The sequence below is a fragment of the Saccharopolyspora spinosa NRRL 18395 genome (assembly GCF_000194155.1).
Lineage (GTDB): Bacteria > Actinomycetota > Actinomycetes > Mycobacteriales > Pseudonocardiaceae > Saccharopolyspora > Saccharopolyspora spinosa.
In genome coordinates this window covers 127,013-145,350 of record NZ_GL877881.1, presented here as the reverse complement: position 1 = coordinate 145,350, position 18,338 = coordinate 127,013, and the positions used below count along the sequence as shown (strand labels likewise).

The following is an 18,338-nucleotide window of genomic DNA, read 5'->3' as shown; positions in this document are numbered from 1 at the left end:
CGAGCAGTACGTGCGGAGCATGCCGGTGGGTGTGGCTTTGCCGGTGATTTACCAGCGTTCTGACGGTAGTGCGCATGTGATCGTTGCGGTGCATGCAGGAGACGGCGATGGGGTGGATCTGCTGGATCCGCAGAAGGGGGAGGAAGCCGAGGCCGCTGATGTCCTGGCTGCGACCGGGATGTGGGTGATTCCGGTGCCGGGGGCGGAAGTCGATCGGGAGGGGGTTTTGCCGCCCAGTGGTTCCGGGCTGGGCAGCCAGGACTGGGGGGCAGGGCTGCCCACCGAGGTGATGGGTCCGAAACGTCGGGGTGGTGTGTCCGGGCCGGTGGCGAGGAAAGCTGGCACGAAGAGGACGCCGGAGGAGGTTGGCCAGGGTTCGCGGGGGGAGGCTGACCAGGGTTCTGCGCGGGTTAAGCGGCGGAAGGTGGACGCAGCCGCTGTTGTTGGGGGGGAGTCCGGGTGATGGTGGGAGTGGGGTACTCACTGCGACGGATCAGGCAGTACAGCCGGACCCGAGTGCGGAGCGGAAATGGAAGAAGAACGAACAGAAAGCGAAGCGGTACCGGGCGGGAATGGCTGCTGCTGCCCGTGTTGTGGAGTTGGAGGCGTTGAAGGAGCAGGGGCCACTGACTGGGGACCAGGAGGCGGAGCTGGCGGAGCTTCGGCCGAAGGCGCAGCAGTGGCAAAAAAAGAAGGAAGAGGACGCGAAGCGGCACCGGGCGAGAATGGCTGCTGCTGCCCGTGTTGCGGAGTTGGCTGGTCAGGAGACCGTGGCCCGGGACGAGACTGCTGCCCAGGCGAGGTCTGGCCAGGCGATGTCTGGCCAGGCGGGGTCGGTGGTCGGGGACGCGCAGCCCGGGGCGACGGTCAGCTCTGCCACGGACACGTTGCGGGGTGAGGCGGTGAGACGGGGGCCGCAGTCCACCCCGCTGCTGTTGCGGCCTAGTGGTTCCCGGTGGCGGGGTCAGGGTGAGGGCTCTGCGGGCGTGCCGGTGGGTGTGTCGGCGGCGGTGCCGGTGGGTGTGTCGGTGGATGCGGTGCGGGTGCTGGTGCCTGGGGATGTGGTTGCTGGTGGTGGGTTGGTGGAGTTCGTGCGGGGTGGTGTTGCGGATTCCGGGGGTGGGCCTGTGCTGTTGGTGTCTCAGGGTAATTCGGGTGCGGGTGTGGTGGTGTCGTCGGGTCAGGGTTCGGCTCTGGCGCGGGGTGTGGGGCGGGATGTTGTTGCGTTGGTGCCGGGGCCGGGTGGGCGTGGGTCGCAGTGGACGGTGTTCGGTGCGGATGGTTCGGCGAGGCCGGTGGGATGGAGAAGACCGCGATGGACATGAGGTGGTGGATCTGCTGGATGCGCAGAAGGGGGAGAAAGCCGAGGCCGTTGATGTCCAGGCTGCGACCGGGATGTGGGTGATTCCGGTACCGCGGGCGAAACCGGAGGGGGAGGTGGTGTTGCCGCCCAGCCGTTCCGGGTTGCGCAGCCAGGACGTGGGGTCCGAGCTGCCCGCCGTGGTGACGGGTCCGAAACGTCGGCGCGGTGAGTCCGGGCCGGTGGCGAGGGGAGCTGGCACGAGTGCGGGGAGGACGCCGGGGGAGGTTGGCGAGAGTTCCAGGAGGGTTAAGCGGCGGAAGGTGGACGCAGCCGCTGCTGTTGGGGCTGTTTCCGGGAGTTCGGGTGATGGCGGGAGCGGGGTGCTCACAGGCGTTGGCGGAGCAGGGGCCGCTGACTGACGAGCAAGAGGTGGAGCTGGCGGAGCTTCGGCCGAAGGCGCAACAGAAGCAGAAAAGGAAGGTAAGGGAGGCGGAGCGGTACCAGGTGGGAAAGGCTGCTGTCGCCCGTGTTGCGGGGTTGGGGACCGTGGTGACGGGTCCGAAACGTCGGGGTGGTGTGTCCGGGCCGGTGGCGGGCAAAGCCGGCGGGAAGGGCACGAAGAGGACGCGGGGGGAGGCTGGCCAGGGTTCGCGGGAGGAGGCTGGGGAGGGTTCTGGGGGCGGTAAGCGGCGGAAGGTGGACACGGCCGCTGCTGTTGGGGCTGTTTCTGGGAGTCCGGGTGATGGTGGGAGTGGGGTGCTCACGCCGACGGATCAGGCAGCCCAACAGGGTGGGAAGGGCTGCTGTCGATCGTGTTGCGGAGTTGGAGGCGTTGAAGGAGTGGGGGCCGCTGACGGTGGAGCAGGTGGCGGAGTTGGCGGAGCTCCAACCGAAGGCACAGAAGTGGGAGAAAAGGAAGGAATGCAGAGCGAAGTATCGCAGGGCGAGAAAGGTTGCTGCCGCCCGGATTGCGGAGTTGGAGGCGTTGAAGGAGTGGGGGCCGCTGGCGGTGGAGCAGGTGGCGGAGCTGGCGGAGCTCCGGGCTGTTGCCGATCGTGTTGCGGTGTTGGAGGCGTTGGCGGAGCGGGGGCCGTTGACGGTAGAGCAGGCGGTGGAGTTGTCGGAGCTTCGGCCGAAGGTGGCGCAGCAAAAGCAGAAAAAGAAGGAAAAGAACGCGAAGCAGTACCGGGCGACGATCAGGTCTGCCACGGACACGATGCGGGATACCGGTGGGATGCCGGTGCGGCAGTGGTCGGCGTGGGATCTGCGTCGTGAGATCGATGGGGCGAGGCAGGGGGGCTGGTCTGGGGGCGGTGAGTTGGCGGCGGGGTGGATTGTGCGGGGCGGGTATAACCCTCGGACGTTGGTGGGTCCGCTGGTGGGGGATTCTGCCGAATCCAGCCTGAGCGGGGTGGTGGTCTGGTGTGGGGTTGCGGGGTGAGGGGGTGAGGCGGGGGTCGGGGACGGTTCAGGAGCAACGTTCGGGGTGGGGTGGCGTGCGACGGCGGTTGTTCTGGCCTGGTGGTGGTCGGGTGGATGGTGTTGGGTCCGTGGGTGGCGGTGGGCGAGGTGTGGTGGGTGTGCCGGATACCGGGCGGGGGTTCCGGGCTGCCCGCCGAGGTGACGGGTCCGAAACGTCGGCGCGGTGTGTCCGGGCAGGTGGGGGAGGGAGCCGGCGCGAGTGCGGGGAGTTCGCGGGGGGAGGCTGACCAGGGTTCGCGGGGAGAGGTTGCCGAGAGTTCGCGGGGGGGTAAGCGGCGGAAGGTGGACGCATCCGCTGTTGTTGGGGCTGTTTCCGGGAGTCCGGGGTGTTGGAGGCGTTGGCGGAGCGGGGGCCGCTGACTGAGGAGCAGACAGCGGAGCTGGGCGGCGCTTCGGCCAAGGCGCAGCAGCGGCAGAAAAAGAAGGAAAGGGAGGCGGGTCGGTCCCGGGAGGGAAAGGCGGCTGCCCCCCGGATTGCGGAGTTGGAGGAGTTGGCGCAGCGGTGGCCGCTGACTGGGGGGCACGGAGCTGGCGGAGCTTCGGTCGAAGGTGCAGCAGTGGCAGAAAAAGAACGATGGGGTCGCGAAGCGTCGCAAGGCGAGAAAGGCCGAAGCCGATCGGGTTGCGGAGTTGGAGGAGTTGGCGGGGCGAGGGCCGTTGACCGAGGGGCAGGCGGCGGACCTGGCGGCGCTCCGGCCGAAGGTGGCGGAGCGGAGGCAGCAAGCGAAGGAAGGAGACGCGAAGTATCGCCAGGCGGTAAAGGCTGCTGCCGATCGGGTTGCGGAGGGGCCGCTGACTGAGGAGCAGGAGGCGGAGTTGGTGGAGCTCCAGCCGAAGGCGCAGCAGTTGAAGAAAAAGCAGGATGCAGACGCGGCGCGGTCCCACGCGAGAAAGGTTGCTGCCGCCCGGATTGCGCTGTTGGAGGCGTTGGCGGAGCGGGAGCGGCTGACTGGGGAGAAGGAGGTGGAGTTGGCGGACCTTCAGCCGAAGGTGGCGCAGCAGAAGCAGAAACAGAAGGAAAGCAACGTAAAGCATTGCGTTGGCGGAGCAGGGGCCGCTGACGGTGGAGCAGGAGGCGGAGTTGGCGGAGCTCCAATCGAAGGTGGCGCAGCAGAAGCAGAAACAGAAGGAAAGGAGCGCGAAGAATTACCAGGTGAGAAAGGCTGCTGCCGACCGGGTTGTGGAGTTGGAGGCGTTGGTGGAGCTGGGGCCGCTGACGGTGGAGCAGGAGGCGGAGTTGGCGGAGCTTCAGCCGAAGGGCGCGAAGGCTCGCTGGCGGAGAAGGGCTGCTGCCGCCCGTGTTGCGGAGTTGGAGGAGTTGGCGGAGCGGGGGCCGCTGAGTGAGGAGCAGGTGGCGGAGCTGGTGGCGCTCCGCCCGAAGGCGCAGCAGCAGCAGAAAATCAACGAAAGTGCCGTGAAGCACCGCAGGGCGGAAAAGGCTGCTGCTGATCGGGTTGATGCGCAGACGGGGGAGGAAGTCGAGGCCGCTGATGTCCAGGCTGCGACCGGGATGTGGGTGATTCCGGTGTCGGAGGTGGAACCAGCGGAGCCGGTGGTGTTGCCGCCCAGTGGTACCGAGCTGCGGTGCCAGGACGGGGGATCCGGGTTGCCGACCCAGGTGACAGGTCCGAAGCGTCGGGGTGGTGTGTTCGGGCCGGTGGCGGGGAAAGCCGGCGAGAGTGCGGGGAGGACGCGGGGGGAGGCTGGTGAGGGTTCCGGGGGGTCAAGCGGCGGAAGCTAGACGCAACCGCTGCTGCTGCTGGGGCTGTTTCCGGGAGTCCGAGGTGCTCACGCCGACGGAGCAGGCAGCACAGCAGGACCCGAACGCGGAGCGGAAACAGAAACAGAAGGAAAGATCCTGCATCACGAATGAACCCATTCTGGGAGGACGGCGTCCTCCCGATTTTGGCCCGTCCGCGGCTTACACAGCTGGCATGACACGGCTGGCATGACAGGGCCGCTGCGGGGCGAGCGCCACCATCGATGAGCACGCCTGGACACCGGTTCGCTAACCCGAGGCCGCCCAGGATCCCTACACCGGCGAATGGATCTCTGATGCCGAGGTCGCCGAAACCACCCACACCGCCTTCGCCGGGACGAAACACGAGATCACCGCACGACTGATTGTCCGGCGTGTCAAGGACAAAAGCTCTGCTGATGCACTGTTTCCGGTCTGGCGTCACCACACGTTCCTCACCAAAACACTGTCCACAGTAGACGATGATGTGACACGCCGGCAGTAGCCCGCGATCAGCATCCGTTCCCAGTGGACGAGTCCCTCACGTGATGTGTCCGATGTCAGGTGCCCGGCTTGGCTCGGTGCAACGAGGCTTGAGCCATACCAAACCCTCCAGTCTCTGCCATAATATGGAAGTCGATGAGATGTGCCAACTTCTCGTCAAGTGACATGATCCCAGCTCAGGCTCACCAAACTGGGCACGTGCTTGACATCAGGTGGAAACGAACTCATCATTTCGCACGCAGCACAACGGGGAGTTGCCATATGGTGGAAGTAGAAGGAGCTCAGGCGGCCTACCGGCTCCTGGACGTGCTCAGTGAGCTAGGCGTCCATGCTGACGGCGTCCAGCTGTCCGGAATGGCCCGTACCCTCGAGCTGCCGCTGAGCACGACTCGCCGCCTCTTGCGCGTGTTGTGTGATCGCGGGTTTGCCGTGCAGGACGAGGTCACACGGCTCTACCAGTTGGGACCACAGGCCCGGATCCTCGGCACCGTACGGCTCGACCGCCGTACCCTCGCTGAGTTGTCCCTGCCTGTCCTCGAGGAGCTGCGCGAGCGGAGCGCGGAGACGGTCTTCCTGTCGGTGCGTGACGGCCTCGAGCTCAGTTACGTCGAGTGCTTGCGCTCACCGCAGCCGGTACAGATGTACGGCGAGGTCGGCCAGCGCGTTCCCCTGCACGCGACGGCCCAGGGCAAGGCGATCCTCGCGTTCCTTCCGGAGGTGCTGGTCGAGCGGTTGTTGCCGCGTCTGGACTACACGCGCTTCACACGCAACACGCTGGCGAGCATGCCTGCGCTGCGGGCCGAGCTGGACACGGTCCGCAGTCGGCGCTACGCCACGAATCTCGAAGAGCGCGAGCCTGACGTGCGGTCTGTCGCCGCCCCGATACTGGACCAGCTCGGCAACGCCGTCGCGTCGGTGTGCGTCGGGGCTCCGGCGTACCGGCTCGACGACCACCGGATCCACGAGGAGCTCGCCCCGCTGCTGCGGAAGGCCGCCGACCAGATCGCGACCTCACTGTTCCCGCGCGTCGCCGCGGCATCCCCGCGCCGCACACCGCGCCGAACCTGACCGGGCTCCCGCCCGGCTTCTTCCGACCCTCACATCGAAGGAACGACGTGTCACACACATCATCAGAGGGCCACGACGGCTTCGCCCGACTGGACGGCCGCACAGTCGTGGTCACCGGCGCGGCAGGGGGCATCGGCTCAGCCACGTCCGATGTGCTCGTCCGCGCGGGTGCACAGGTCGTCCTGGCGCACGGGCCAGGCGAGGCCGACGCGCACGCAGCGGCACAGCTCGTCGCCACGCTCGGTGAGGATCGGGCCTGTGCGGTGGCGGTCGACGTTCTCGATGAAGGGTCGGTAACCGATCTGTTCGAGGCCGCTTACGCGCGCTTCGGCCGGATCGACGCGTTGGTCACCGCCGCAGGTGTGATGGAACAGGTCCCGTTCGCGGACCTGGGTCCAGACGTCTGGCAGCACACGATCGGGATCAACCTGACCGGCACCTACCTGTGTGTCCGTGCCGCGCTGCCTTACCTGCAGCAAACGGGCCAGGCCTCGGTCGTGACGGTCTCGTCGCAGCTCGCCTACACCGGCGCCACGGACGTCGCCGCGTACACCGCATCAAAGGCCGGGATTCTCGGGCTGACCCGTGCGCTGGCTCACGAGCTCGGCCCGCGGATCCGAGTGAACGCGGTCGCCCCCGGTCCGATCGACACGCCCATGACGCGACCGCACGCGACCGCGGAATGGACCGAGCGAAAGACCTCGAGGATGGTCTTCGACCGGTTCGGCACCGCCGACGAGGTGGCCTCGGCGATCCGGTTCCTGGTCAGCGAGGCGGCTTCGTTCGTGACCGGTCAGACGATCAACGCCAACGGTGGGGGGGTCATGCCATGAGGCACCACGGAGAACTCCGGGCGCGGTTCGTGAGCGCCGAGGAGGCGGTGGCCCTCGTTCCGGACGGCGGGCGGCTGTTGATCGAAGCCTCCGGTGGTGGTGTGCTGGAGCCCGATCTGCTGCTGTCCGCGCTCGGTGACCGCTTCGCCCACACCGCCACGCCGACCGGCATCTCGGCGATGTCGTGCAGCGGGGTCGGCAACCGCGCGGGCTCGGGGATCGATCACCTGGCCCAACCCGGTCTGCTGGCCAGGATGGTCGCCGGGCACTGGGCCATGTCACCCAAACTGGCGAGCATGGCCCAGGACGGCGAGTTCGAGGCCTACAACCTCCCTCAGGGGGTCCTCGCCCAGCTGCTGCGCGAGACCGCCGCGGGCAGGCCCGGTCTCTTCACCCGCACCGGCTTGGGAACGTTCTGTGATCCGCGGGTCGACGGTGGTCGGCTCAACGACCGCACTACGGAGCAGTTGGTCAGGGCGACCGAGATCGACGGCGAGGAGTTCCTCCACTACCGCGCCCCGCGGTTCGATGTCGGCTTCATCCGGGGCACCACCGCGGATGAGAAGGGCAACATCACCCTCGAGCAGGAGGCAGCGAAGCTCGGGGTGCTGGCCGCGGCCACGGCCGTTCGCAACAGCGGCGGGATCGTGATCGCCCAGGTCAAGAGGGTCGCCCGGGCGGGCTCGCTGAAGGCGAAGGAGGTCGTGGTCCCGGCCCACCTCGTCGACTACGTCGTGGTCCACCCCGAGCAGCGCCAGACCGCCGAGACCGACTACGAGCCCGCCTTCTCCGGCGAGGTCGCCGTCCCTCTGGGCATGACCGAGCCTCTCCCGTTGACCGAGCGTGCCGTAGTCGCCCGCCGGGCCGCCGCGATGATCCCGCTTGGCGCGGTGGTCAACCTCGGGGTCGGCATGGCGGACGGCGTGGCCGCGATAGTCGCCGAGGAGGGCAGGCTCGACGAGCTCACCCTGACCGTCGAGCAGGGTCTTGTCGGCGGCGTCCCCGCCCGTGGGGTGATCTTCGGGGTCGCCTGGAATCCAGAGGCCGTCGTCGAGCACGCGGCCCAGTTCGACTTCTACGACGGCGGCGGGCTGGACGTCGCCTGTCTGGGATTCGCCGAGGTCGACGCGCTCGGCAACGTCAACTCCTCCCTCATCAACGGCCGAGTGTTTGGTGCGGGCGGATTTATCAACATCTCGCAGTCGGCGCACCGCGTGGTGTTCTGCGGGACTCTGACCGCGGGCGGGCTGCGCACTGAGATCGGCGACGGGCGGCTGACCGTGGTCACTGAGGGCCGGGTGCGCAAGTTCGTGCCCCGCGTGCACCAGCTGACCTTCTCCGCTGAGCGCGCCCTGGCCCGTGGCCAGGAGGTCTTTTACGTGACCGAGCGCGCCGTCTTCGAGTTGACCGAGCGCGGGGTCGCGCTCCGGGAGGTTGCCCCCGGCCAGACCGTCGAGGCCGTGGTCGCCCTCATGGACTTCGAGCCCATCGTCGACGGTCATGTCGGCACCATGCCCGACCGGCTGTTCCGCTCCCCGGACCCGTCCCCGAACCCGACCGATGTGGAGGTCCTCCCGTGATCGACGTGTCACCGGAAGCCCGTGAGCTGCTTACCGTCGTGCAGGAGTTCTGCGAGAAGGAGGTGCTGCCTCGCGCCCGGGAGATCGAGGACGGCACCGCCATCTACGACACCGAGCTGTTGCACACGGCCGCCGCGATCGGCCTGCAGAGCCTGATCGTCGACGAGCGCGGCGCGGTGGATCCCGAGGGTTTCGTGCTCGCGCACGAGACCAACGAGATCATCGCGTCCTATTCCGGGTCGTTCGCGCTCGCGCTGTCCATCGCGCGGCTGCACGCCTACATGCTTTGCAGCTACGCCAACCCCGAGGTCCGCGACCAGTGGCTGCCGGGGCTGCTCGCCGGGACCGGATTCGGCGCCTTCGCGATCAGCGAGCCGCACGCGGGCACGGACGTGCGGGCCATCACCACCGTCGCCCGCCGCGACGGCGACGACTACGTCCTCGACGGCGAGAAGTCCTGGATCACCCAGGGGCCGCGGGCCGAGTTTGCCGTGGTGCTCGCCAAGCTCGACCACCGCGGCCGGGATGCCGAGACCGCCGCCTTCGTCGTCGACCTCGCGGCGGAGGGCGCTTCGGCGGGCCCGGCGGAGCCGCTGATCGGCTTCCGGGGCGTTCCGCTGGGCACGCTGAACTTCTCCGGAGTCCGGGTGCCCGCCGTCGCGCGGATGAACGTCGAGGGTTTTTCCGGGATGCTGGAGGGCGTCAACCTGGCTCGCCTGGACTGCGCGTCCTACGCGCTCGGCTTCATTCGTGGGGCGCTGCGGGAGTGCTCGACCTACCTCGGCGAGCGGGAGGCATTCGGCGGCCCGCTGAGCCGCAACCCGTTGCTGCAGGCCCAACTCGGGTCGATGCTCGCCGCCTACCTGTCCGGGCGGAACCTCACTCACGCCGCGCTGGAAAGCTTCGCGGCCGGCGGCGGCGGGGACAACACCTTGGTCTCGGCGGCCAAGCTGACCACCACCGAGGCCGCGATGGCCCAGTCGACGGTGGCGGTGCAGCTGCTCGGCGGGTCCGGGGTGCACACCGACTACCTCGTGCAGAGCTACTTCCGCGACTCGAAGATCATCCAGATCATCGACGGCACCAGCCAGATCCACCAGCTGATGCTGGGCCGCACGGTGAGCCGGATCGACTGGACCGCCCCCGTCCCGGCACTGCGGGGGATCCGGTGACCGCGGCGGCCGGCACGATCCGGCTCCCGCGCCCGGACGGCAGCTCGGTCGAGGTCAAGCTGAGTTCCCCAGCCGGGCATCCGCACATGGCGGCCCGCGCCACGTCCCGCCGGGTCTACGCCGCCGTACACGTCGTCGCCGACCCGTGGTCGGTGAGCGCCGACGCCGAGGGCGCGATCGACTGGGACGCGACCCTCGCCGTCCGCACACGGATGTGGCGGCTCGGGCTCGGCGTCGCCGAGGGCATGGACACCGCCCAGCGTGGTGGCGGGCTCGGCTGGGCGGACGCCCGGACCCTGATCGACCGAACGCTGGCTGCCTCGGCTGAGGTCGGCGGCGACACCGTCGTCGGGATCACCACCGACCAGCTGCCGCCCGGCCCCGCCACGACGTCCGCGCTGGTCGAGGCCTACCTCGAGCAGCTCTCCTTCGTCGAGGAGCGTGGCGGGTCCGCGGTCGTAATGGCCAGCAGACAACTCGCGGCAGGCGCCTCAAGGCCCGAGGACTACCTGGCCGTCTACGACGCCGTGCTCGGCGCGGCGACGCGCCCCGTAGTGCTGCACTGGCTGGGCGAGATGTTCGATCCGGCGCTGCGAGGCTACTGGGGCACCACCGATCCCGGGCAAGCCGCGGACACCGTGCTCGACCTGCTCACCCGGCACGCCCCCCGGGTGGCGGGGATCAAGATGAGCCTGCTCGACGCGGCGGCCGAACGCGCGCTGCGGGCCCGGCTCCCCGAGGGCGTCCGGATGTTCACCGGAGACGACTTCCACTACGTCTCGCTCATGGCTCCGGACGTGCAAGACGGCAGACACAGTGACGCCCTCCTCGGCGCGTTCGCCGCCGTGCCACGCTACGCCGCCGCCGCGCTGCACCGGCTCGACGCCGGGGACGTCGCGGGCTTCCGCGACATCCTCGGCCCCACCCAGGATCTGGCCCGGCTGGTCTTCGAAGCACCCACCCGCTTCTACAAGGCGGGGGTGGTGTGGTTGTCGTACCTAGACGGACAGCAGCCGCACTTCCGGATGATCGGCGGTCTGGAGGCCGGCCGCAGCCTCGCCCACCTGATGCGGGTCTGGGAGGCGGCCAACGCCATCGGTTACTTCGACGAGCCGGAAGCCGCGGCCCGGCGACTGCTGGACGTCTTGCACGGTCATGGGTTGGTGGCGGCATGAGCGTCCGGCTTGAGCGCGACGGCGCGGTGGCCTGCCTTGTGCTGGACCGACCGGCCAAGCGCAACGCGCTGACCATCGAGATGCTGCGCGAACTCGGCAGTTTGGCGGACCTGGTCGCCGACGACCCGCAGGTGCGGGCCGTCGTAGTCCGGGGTGAGGGGCCCGTGTTCTGTGCGGGCGCGGACCTCGCCGAGTTCGCCGCCGTCGACCCACCGGCAGCGCTCACCCGATGGACCCCCGTCGGGCAGCGAGCCTTCGCCCGGCTAGCCGCCCTGCCCCAGCCCAGCATCGCGGCGATCACCGGCAGCGCCCTCGGCGGCGGGCTGGAGCTGGCGCTGGCGACCACCTTCCGGGTGGCTGGCACGGACAGCGTCCTCGGCATGCCGGAGATCGGCATCGGGACTCTGCCCGGGTGGTCCGGGCTGACCCGGCTGCCCGCCCTGGTCGGGACACAGCGTGCGCGCCGGATGCTGGTCCTCGGGGACCGGCTTCCCGCTGGCCTGGCCCTGGACTGGGGTCTGCTCGACCGGGTCGATCCAGATCCGGTGGCGGCCGCCACCGCGCTCGCGCGGGAGCTGGCCGAGCGGCCCGCTACCGCAGTGCGGCTGTCCCTGGCCGCCCTGGCCGACGGTGGCTCGCCGACTACTGACCTCGTCGAGCGGCTGGCCGCCGCCACCACCGTGACGGCGCCCGAAGTCCGGGCGGCCACGGCCGGTTTTGGAGGTGCATGATGCTCTCCGTCGTCAAACCCGGTGAGTGCATCCGGCTGCGCAGGACGGTGACGGAGGACGACGTCGTCCAGTTCGCGGCGATCACCGGCGACCACGCCGTTAACCACGTCGACGAGGCATACATGCGCACCACTCGCTACGGCAACCGGATCGCGCACGGCGTCCTCGTGCTGGGGTTGTCCTCGGCGGCGTCGACGCAGCTGGCGGACCGGATCCCGGCCCTGACGGTCTCCGCGGGTTACGACCGGGTCCGCTTTCCCGGCCCGGTCCGCATCGGCGACACCGTGACCATCGAATACACGGTGGAGTCCGTCGACGAGGCCCGGGGACGGGTGCACGCTGCGGTGCGCGGGACAACACAGAACGGGGTGGTTTGTCTGGTGGCGGCACACGTCCTGGCGGTCCTCCCTGCCCAGGACGGTGGCCGATGACCCCGCTGCAGGGAAGGCCAACCTCGGGCAGCTGCGGTTACGGCTGGGCACGACCGCCTTCCGCGTGGCCACCGACGTCGACGCACCTCTGCTCGCCCCGGCCGGGGCCGCGCTCTGCTCGGCCCGGCCGGGGCCGCGCCGCAGTTCGGACCGCAGAAGAGCGCAGGGCACGCGGAGCTCCGGCACTGGAGCAGGGCGTGAGGACGCCCAGCGACGCGCCTTCGATCTCGTCCGTAGCCGCACAGGGGCCCTGGTGGCCCTGGCCCGAATACATGCCGGTCGACCCCGACCCGGCCCGCACCGCTGACAGGAGCAACGATGCCCACTGACACGACTGACACGGCCCCCGCACCCCAGCCGCGCACGGATGCCCGAGAAGCCCGGCGGGCAGCCCTCGCGAGCTTCTTCGGCGGCACACTTGAGTACTACGACCTGTATATCTATGCGTCCGCCGCCGCGCTGGTGTTCAACAAGATCTTCTTCCCGGCGGCCGGCGCCGCAGGCACTCTCGCCTCGCTCTCGACCTTCGCGGTGGCCTACGTCGCCCGCCCGCTCGGGGCGATCCTGCTCGGACACCTCGCGGACCGGTTCGGCCGCAAGCGGGCTTTAATCATCACGCTGCTTGCGATGGGCGCCTCGACGGTGCTGATCGGCTGCCTGCCCGACTACGACACGGCCGGGGTGACCGCACCGATCCTGCTGGTGGTGCTGCGCATTTGCCAGGGTCTGTCCGCGGGCGGTGAGACGGCGACGGCCAGCTCACTGACCGCCGAGGCCGCCCCGTTCGGCAAGCGCGCCACCTACACCGTGTGGGCACCCAATGGCATCGTGGCGGGCTTCCTGCTGGCCAGCATCGTGTTCGTGGGCGTTGCTGCGCTGCCCGAGGAGCACCTGGTCAGCTGGGGATGGCGGGTGCCGTTCTGGGCGAGCATCGTCGTCGCGGTCGTCGGGTACATCATCCGGCGCAAGCTCGACGAGCCGGAGGCGTTCCAGGACGCCGCCTCCGAGAGCCGGCTCGCGAAGGTGCCGTTCGTCGAGGCCTTCCGCAGCCACTGGACGGCTATCCTGTGCGTCGCGCTGTGCTCGTTGTCCTTCGCCGTCAGCACCGTGATCGGTGTCTTCGGGCTGGCCTACGCTAAGGACGGCGGGATCTCCGGCTCCACGATGCTCTGGGTGTCGGTCGTCGCCAACGCGGTCGGGCTGGTCGTCCAGCCCCTGGTCGCCGTGCTGTGCGACCGCATCGGCCGCAAGCCGATCTTCATTGGTGGATGCCTTGGTTCCGCGGTCCTGATCTTCGTCTACTTCGGTGCCATCAACACCGGGAACATCGTCCTGATCGGGCTGGCGGCCTCCGCCCTGATCGGTGTGACCTACGGGGCCGTCAACGCCATCTACCCGGCGTTCTTCACCGAAATGTTCAGCCTGCGGGTCCGGACTACCGGCATGGCGGTTGGTCTCCAGGTCGGCTTGGTCGCGTCCGGGTTCGCCCCGGCCATCGCCACCCTGCTCATCGGCGACGATCACAGCAACTGGATGCCCGTCGCGATCATGTCGGCTGTCATCTCGCTGATCGCAGCGGGTGCGGCGATGACCGCCCGGGAGACCTACCGCACCCCGCTCGACCAGCTCGGTGTCCAGCCCGCCGACCGCCCCACGTCGCGGTCGTCTGAGCAGAGCCCGACGGCGAGCAGATAAGTCACCGCCGACTCGTCGCGGGATCGGGACCGAGCGATCCTGCTCGGTCCCGATCCCGCGAACCGGAAGCTGCCCCAAGCGGCACGGGAACGCCCGGGTAGCTGGCGGAGACGGCTGAGCCCGAGTCCTCCTGCCCACCCTCTTCGGCGTCACCCGCCGGGAGCGATCATGACCACCTGGTGGTCTTCGGGCCGTCCGGTGAGGGCGTCCATCATCGCTGAGACCGGTCCGGCGTCCAGGGGGACGACGTCGGTGATGATCCGCTCGACCGGGACACGGCCGCCTCCGAGAAGCTCCAAGGCCGCCTCGAAGGCGCCTCTGTTCTGGGCGAAGCTGCCCACGATCCGGATCTCCTTGGTGATGAGGGCGACCGAGTCCAGTTCTGCGGGCCGCTCGTTCACTCCGAGTGCGACGACCGTTCCCCGTGTCCGCACGCGTCGGGCCGCGTCCATGAGCGCGGTCACCGAGCCGACGCACTCGAACACCACGTCTGCGTCCGGGCCCCGCTCATCGACATCCACGGTGGTGATCCCGGTCGCGGCCAAACGTGCGCGCCGTACGGGCTGCGGTTCCACCACCCGCACGTCCTCGACTCCCCGTAGCCGCAGCACGTGCGCCAGCAGGAAGCCGACCGTGCCGCCTCCGAGGACCGTGACAGTATCCGCTGCCGAAATTCCGGAGCGGTCGACCGCGTGGACCGCGCAGGACAGCGGTTCCGTCAGCGCCGCGTGCTCCAGCGGAACACCGTCCGGCACCGCGTACACCGTGTGCTCGGGGACGACAACGGCTTCGGCGTAGCCGCCGGGGCGTGTGCCCAGGCCGAGGGAACTCAGCCGCCAGGGCTGTACAGCGCACAGGTGGTTGTCTCCTACCCGGCAGTCGTCGCAGTCCCCACAGCCCGCTTTCGGCCACACCACCACGGCCTGCCCCGCCGTCAGCCGCTCCCCGCCCGGTGCGGCGACATGCCCGGAGATTTCGTGTCCTAAAACCGCGCCGGCCGGGACAACGTGCGGCATCTCCCGCAGGTGCAGGTCGGAACCGCAGATGGCGCAGAACGCCACGTCCACGCGTACCCAGCCGGGCTCCGGCTCGCGTTCCTCGACCTCCGCGAGGCGCAGCCGGCGATTCTCGGTGATGACCAGCTTCCTCAATTCTCCTCCACGGTTTTGTCAGCGGCCAGGAACGCCCGGATCCGGGCGACCAGTACGTCCGGCTGCTCCTCGGCCGGGAAATGCCCGCAGGAGGCGATCTGCGCTCCCTCAAGCCGGGCGGCGTAGTCCCGCCACAGGTCGAGTACGGGCAGTGTCCCCACCAGCCCTTCGGCGCCCCACGCCACGTGCACGGGCATTGTCAGGCGGCGGCCCGCAGCCGCGTCGGCCTCGTCGGCTTCCAGATCCTCATGGCGAGCGGCGCGGTAGTCGTCGAAGCTCGCGCGAAGCGCCCCGGGCTGTGCGTACGCTTCCGCGTAGTGCCGCAGGTCCGCCTCAGTGAACGCCTCGCGCTGGAATGCTCCGGCGGCCAGCATGAACCGGACGTACTCCCCGGCTTTTCCTTCGGTGAGGAACTCGGGGAGGTCGGGGACGAGGTGGAAGAGCCAGTGCCAGTACGCGGCCCCGACCCGTGCGTCCATGTGCCGCCACATTTCCCGCGTCGGTACGACGCTGAGCAGTATCAGGCGGCTGATCTCGTGCGGCCGGTCCAGTCCCCACCGGTGGGCCACGCGTGCGCCCCGGTCGTGCCCGACCACAACAGCCTGCGTGTAGCCGAGCTCGTGCATGAGTCCGCTCATGTCGGCGGCCATGCTCCGCTTGTCGTAGCCGCCGCGGGGCCGGCTGGACGCCCCGTATCCGCGCAGATCCGGCGCGACGACCGTATGGTCCCGTGCGAGGACGGGCAGCACGCGGCGCCAGGCGTAGCTGGTCTGCGGCCATCCGTGGAGCAACAGGATCAGCGGACCCTCTCCAGCACGCCGTACATGGAACCGCAGACCGCCCACCATCCGCGTCTCTTCCCGCGCATGCATCGCCACGGCGGTTTACCTCCCCTGCGCTGGGAGGGGAATTCCTGCGGCCCCATGCGCTGGGAGGGGAGTTCCCACGGCCCGCTGCGCTGGGAGGGGAATTCCTACGGCCCGCGCTGGGGACGTGAGTTCCGTCAGGTAGCCGTCGTCGACCATTGGGGCGGTGACGAGTTCGGGCAGGGGCGCGAGTAACTCGGCCAGGAGGCCGGTCTTTTCCCTGTCGGCCGACACCGGCCGGTGCGGTTCCTGCAGCCGGTGTGCGGCGAAATCGGCTACCAGGTCGTCCATGATCTGCTGCGGCACCTGCGGGTCGGCGTCGTACTCGCTCAGGATGAGGTCGAGCATGCGGGCGTGAACGAGCGTGACGGCCTCGGCATGGGTGAACGATCCGCCCGGACGGCTGCGCCACGTCTCGGTCAACTCCTTCTCGACCCGCTCTGGCAGTGTCCCAGGCGGGCGTGAGGCGAACCGGTCCGAACGCAGAGCAGTGCGCGCCACTTGGTAGGCCATCACAGAGTTGTCGCCCGCGAAGGTCACATTGACCTCGAAGTCGGTCCGCAGGGTGACGATCTGGTTGTGGCAGTGGAACCCCTGCGACCCGCACATCTCGCGGCACGCGGCCAGGACGTCCAGGACCAGCCAGGAGCCGCACTTTCCGGTCGCGGTGAGCAGGTGCATGTTTTTACGGCCGGAGTCGGTGTGCCAGTCGCGTTCGACGCCCCTGACGACGGCGCGTTCCAGCAGGCGCAGCGCGAGGCAGCGCAGTTGAACCGGATACAGGCGGTCCAGGAACAGCGGCTCGTCCAGGAGGACCCTGCGGGTAGGCGTGCTGCGGGTTTCGCGGTGACCGGCGAACCGCCAGGTGAGGTGAGCTGCGAGTTCGGCGGCTCGTGCTCCGGCGCTGAGCGGGAAGATACGTTCCTGGACGAAGGTCTCGATGGATTTCACGAAGCGGGCGCCGACATCGGGAAGCGTGCTGGAAAAACGTCCGCCCGCGTCGATGCGCGAGTACCGCCCCATCAGCGCCTCACGGGGGAGCCGGACCCCGGTGAAGCGGGCACCGCCGACCTGGTTGGCCTGGATACCTCCCTTCGGGTCGCACGACAGGATCGTGATACCTGGCAGGGGAGGACCGTTCTCCTCGCTCCGCAGCGGGACACGGAACCAGTGGTGGCCGACGTCTTCGCCGTCGATGACAAGGCGGGCCAGGACCATGCCGACGGTCGCGGCGTGTTTGATATTTCCGATCCAGAACTTGCAGGCGGCGTCCGTGGGGGTGTCGAGCGTGAGACTCTGCTCCGCACGATTCCAGGAGACCGTCGTGCGGATCTCCCGCAGGTTGGTACCGCCGCCGATCTCCGTGCAGCAGAACGCGTAGACCTGGTGCATCCGCGTGATTTCGTCGTGGTACCGGGCGACCTGCTCAGGGGTGCCGTGGTTGAACAGCGCGCTCCCCGCGATGAGGTGATCGGTGATGGTCGAGGTGAGCGCGAAATCGAAGGCGCCCGTCAGGCCCATCACCTCACACATGGACCGGAACGCGTGCTCCCGGGACTGGCCCATCCACATGTCGTTGTCGACGAGCCCCTCCCGGAAGATCGCTTTCATCCGGTCGATGGTCAGGTCCATGTACTCCCGTAGGGACAGATCGTCACGCAGCCGCGGATCGAACAACTCCTGCCGCAGCAGGTCACGCATCGTCCGCCGGTAGGCGGAGGCGTCCTGTTCCACGTCCAGGGCAGTCAACCGTTCCGCCTCCGTGGCATGGGCATGGGTAAAGAGATGTTGCCCATGAGGGACTGCAGTTGCGGCCATGTGATCGAAATCCTCTCGATTCGTGGGAATCGGGCATTTTCAACGGGGACCGTGCCAGTTGGGTAGGGCCCAGCCAGCGGCCGTTCACCCACGGTGGCGGGAAAGGTGCACAGGCCGGATTGGCAGATATCGTCAACTACGAGTTTCGGGGTGCCCTCCGGGAGAATTCCCTGCACCGCTCGCTTGGTCTCTTTGTACAGAGAGAACTTCCCGTGCGGCGAGGCCACGCACGGGTCCGCCTCCGGTAGCAGTTGCCGGATCTTGTTCCGCGCTTCAGCGCGGCCAGCGGGCAGACGTTCCACAATGCCGTCGAGGACCATGTCGGCGGCGAGGGCCACGTCCAGTTCGTGATTGGCTTCGGTTTGAAGATCGCCGCGTTCAATTGAGGATTGCCCATTAGTCGAGCCGGTCGCTGAAGTGGCGGGCACTTCTCCGAATCTGAGGTCGTAAGCGCGACCAGGCGCATCCGGATCCGCTGATGACAGTGCCTCATAGCCACGAGACTTGTCCGGGAAGCCAAACACCGGTGGGCCATCCTGCGCCCGTCGCCAGAGATCCTCGATTCCTTCGCAGCCGGGAATTACCACGCCCGCCCCGACCAAGCAGACCGGCTCCATGAACATAGGTTCATGGCCTTCTCGATCACGGTGTCGGCATGGCGCGGCATATCGGTACCGAACGAGGTGTGAGCGCCGCCGGAGCGGAACATTCCGGCAACTTCGCCAGTTCCCAACGTACGGCAGCGCGGTGCAGAACGAGCCGTTGCTGCAAGGCGTCCATACCGAATTCCG

Annotated in this window: 16 protein-coding genes and 1 pseudogene; 13 read left to right on the top strand and 4 right to left on the bottom strand. The window is 68.7% G+C overall.

Annotated features, from left to right (window positions below; genetic code table 11):
- The 13 genes and pseudogenes from SSPN_RS60845 to SSPN_RS0133965 form a co-directional block, all read left to right on the top strand.
- Positions 1-463 (top strand): hypothetical protein (locus SSPN_RS60845; protein WP_010313824.1); only part of this gene is annotated, 463 nt, incomplete at its 5' end.
- 109 nt (positions 464-572) lie between these two features.
- Positions 573-1,325, top strand: coding sequence for a hypothetical protein (locus SSPN_RS61890; RefSeq protein WP_029536001.1), 753 nt, complete (start codon positions 573-575; stop codon positions 1,323-1,325).
- 552 nt (positions 1,326-1,877) lie between these two features.
- Positions 1,878-2,744: a hypothetical protein gene (locus SSPN_RS61885; RefSeq protein ID WP_272941787.1), complete on the top strand. Its 867-nt coding sequence runs from the start codon at positions 1,878-1,880 to the stop codon at positions 2,742-2,744.
- Between the two features lie 1,080 nt (positions 2,745-3,824).
- Positions 3,825-4,526, top strand: a complete 702-nt coding sequence (locus SSPN_RS60830; RefSeq protein ID WP_010313818.1) for a hypothetical protein — start codon at positions 3,825-3,827, stop codon at positions 4,524-4,526.
- A gap of 235 nt (positions 4,527-4,761) precedes the next feature.
- Positions 4,762-5,025, top strand: a pseudogene (locus tag SSPN_RS60825) (IS1380 family transposase); the annotation flags it as partial.
- Between the two features lie 263 nt (positions 5,026-5,288).
- Positions 5,289-6,095, top strand: a complete 807-nt coding sequence (locus SSPN_RS47145; protein ID WP_010313815.1) for an IclR family transcriptional regulator — start codon at positions 5,289-5,291, stop codon at positions 6,093-6,095.
- Positions 6,096-6,142: 47 nt separating this feature from the next.
- Complete coding sequence (locus SSPN_RS0133995) at positions 6,143-6,928, top strand: SDR family NAD(P)-dependent oxidoreductase (RefSeq protein WP_010313813.1); 786 nt, start codon at positions 6,143-6,145, stop codon at positions 6,926-6,928.
- Positions 6,925-8,508, top strand: coding sequence for an acyl CoA:acetate/3-ketoacid CoA transferase (locus SSPN_RS0133990; protein WP_010313811.1), 1,584 nt, complete (start codon positions 6,925-6,927; stop codon positions 8,506-8,508). The genes SSPN_RS0133995 and SSPN_RS0133990 overlap by 4 nt, the downstream gene beginning before the upstream one ends.
- On the top strand, positions 8,505-9,680 hold the full coding sequence (locus SSPN_RS0133985) for an acyl-CoA dehydrogenase family protein (RefSeq protein ID WP_010313809.1): 1,176 nt from the start codon (positions 8,505-8,507) through the stop codon (positions 9,678-9,680). The genes SSPN_RS0133990 and SSPN_RS0133985 overlap by 4 nt, the downstream gene beginning before the upstream one ends.
- A complete protein-coding gene (locus SSPN_RS0133980) occupies positions 9,677-10,855 on the top strand; it encodes a DUF993 family protein (protein WP_010313807.1) in 1,179 nt (392 codons plus the stop codon). Before SSPN_RS0133985 ends, SSPN_RS0133980 begins: the two co-directional genes overlap by 4 nt.
- Entirely contained in the window at positions 10,852-11,586 is a 735-nt protein-coding gene (locus SSPN_RS47140; RefSeq protein ID WP_010313805.1) for an enoyl-CoA hydratase/isomerase family protein, read from the top strand. Before SSPN_RS0133980 ends, SSPN_RS47140 begins: the two co-directional genes overlap by 4 nt.
- Complete coding sequence (locus SSPN_RS0133970) at positions 11,583-12,017, top strand: MaoC family dehydratase (RefSeq protein WP_101376530.1); 435 nt, start codon at positions 11,583-11,585, stop codon at positions 12,015-12,017. The genes SSPN_RS47140 and SSPN_RS0133970 overlap by 4 nt, the downstream gene beginning before the upstream one ends.
- 318 nt (positions 12,018-12,335) lie before the next feature.
- The gene (locus SSPN_RS0133965; protein WP_010313801.1) at positions 12,336-13,712 is read left to right on the top strand and encodes an MFS transporter; all 1,377 of its coding nucleotides are present in this window, start codon (positions 12,336-12,338) and stop codon (positions 13,710-13,712) included.
- Positions 13,713-13,861: 149 nt separating this feature from the next.
- Here SSPN_RS0133965 and SSPN_RS0133960 read toward each other — a convergent pair whose 3' ends face one another.
- From SSPN_RS0133960 to SSPN_RS55775, 4 genes are read right to left on the bottom strand one after another with little or no spacing between them, the layout of a single operon-like run.
- The gene (locus SSPN_RS0133960; RefSeq protein ID WP_010313799.1) at positions 13,862-14,863 is read right to left on the bottom strand and encodes a zinc-dependent alcohol dehydrogenase; all 1,002 of its coding nucleotides are present in this window, start codon (positions 14,861-14,863) and stop codon (positions 13,862-13,864) included.
- On the bottom strand, positions 14,860-15,735 hold the full coding sequence (locus tag SSPN_RS0133955; RefSeq protein WP_029535999.1) for an alpha/beta fold hydrolase: 876 nt from the start codon (positions 15,733-15,735) through the stop codon (positions 14,860-14,862). The genes SSPN_RS0133960 and SSPN_RS0133955 overlap by 4 nt, the downstream gene beginning before the upstream one ends.
- Positions 15,736-15,747: 12 nt before the next feature.
- Positions 15,748-17,478: an acyl-CoA dehydrogenase family protein gene (locus SSPN_RS47135; protein WP_010313795.1), complete on the bottom strand. Its 1,731-nt coding sequence runs from the start codon at positions 17,476-17,478 to the stop codon at positions 15,748-15,750.
- Positions 17,475-18,170, bottom strand: coding sequence for a beta-ketoacyl-[acyl-carrier-protein] synthase family protein (locus SSPN_RS55775; RefSeq protein WP_143539529.1), 696 nt, complete (start codon positions 18,168-18,170; stop codon positions 17,475-17,477). Before SSPN_RS55775 ends, SSPN_RS47135 begins: the two co-directional genes overlap by 4 nt.
- Between the last annotated feature and the right edge of the window lie 168 nt (positions 18,171-18,338).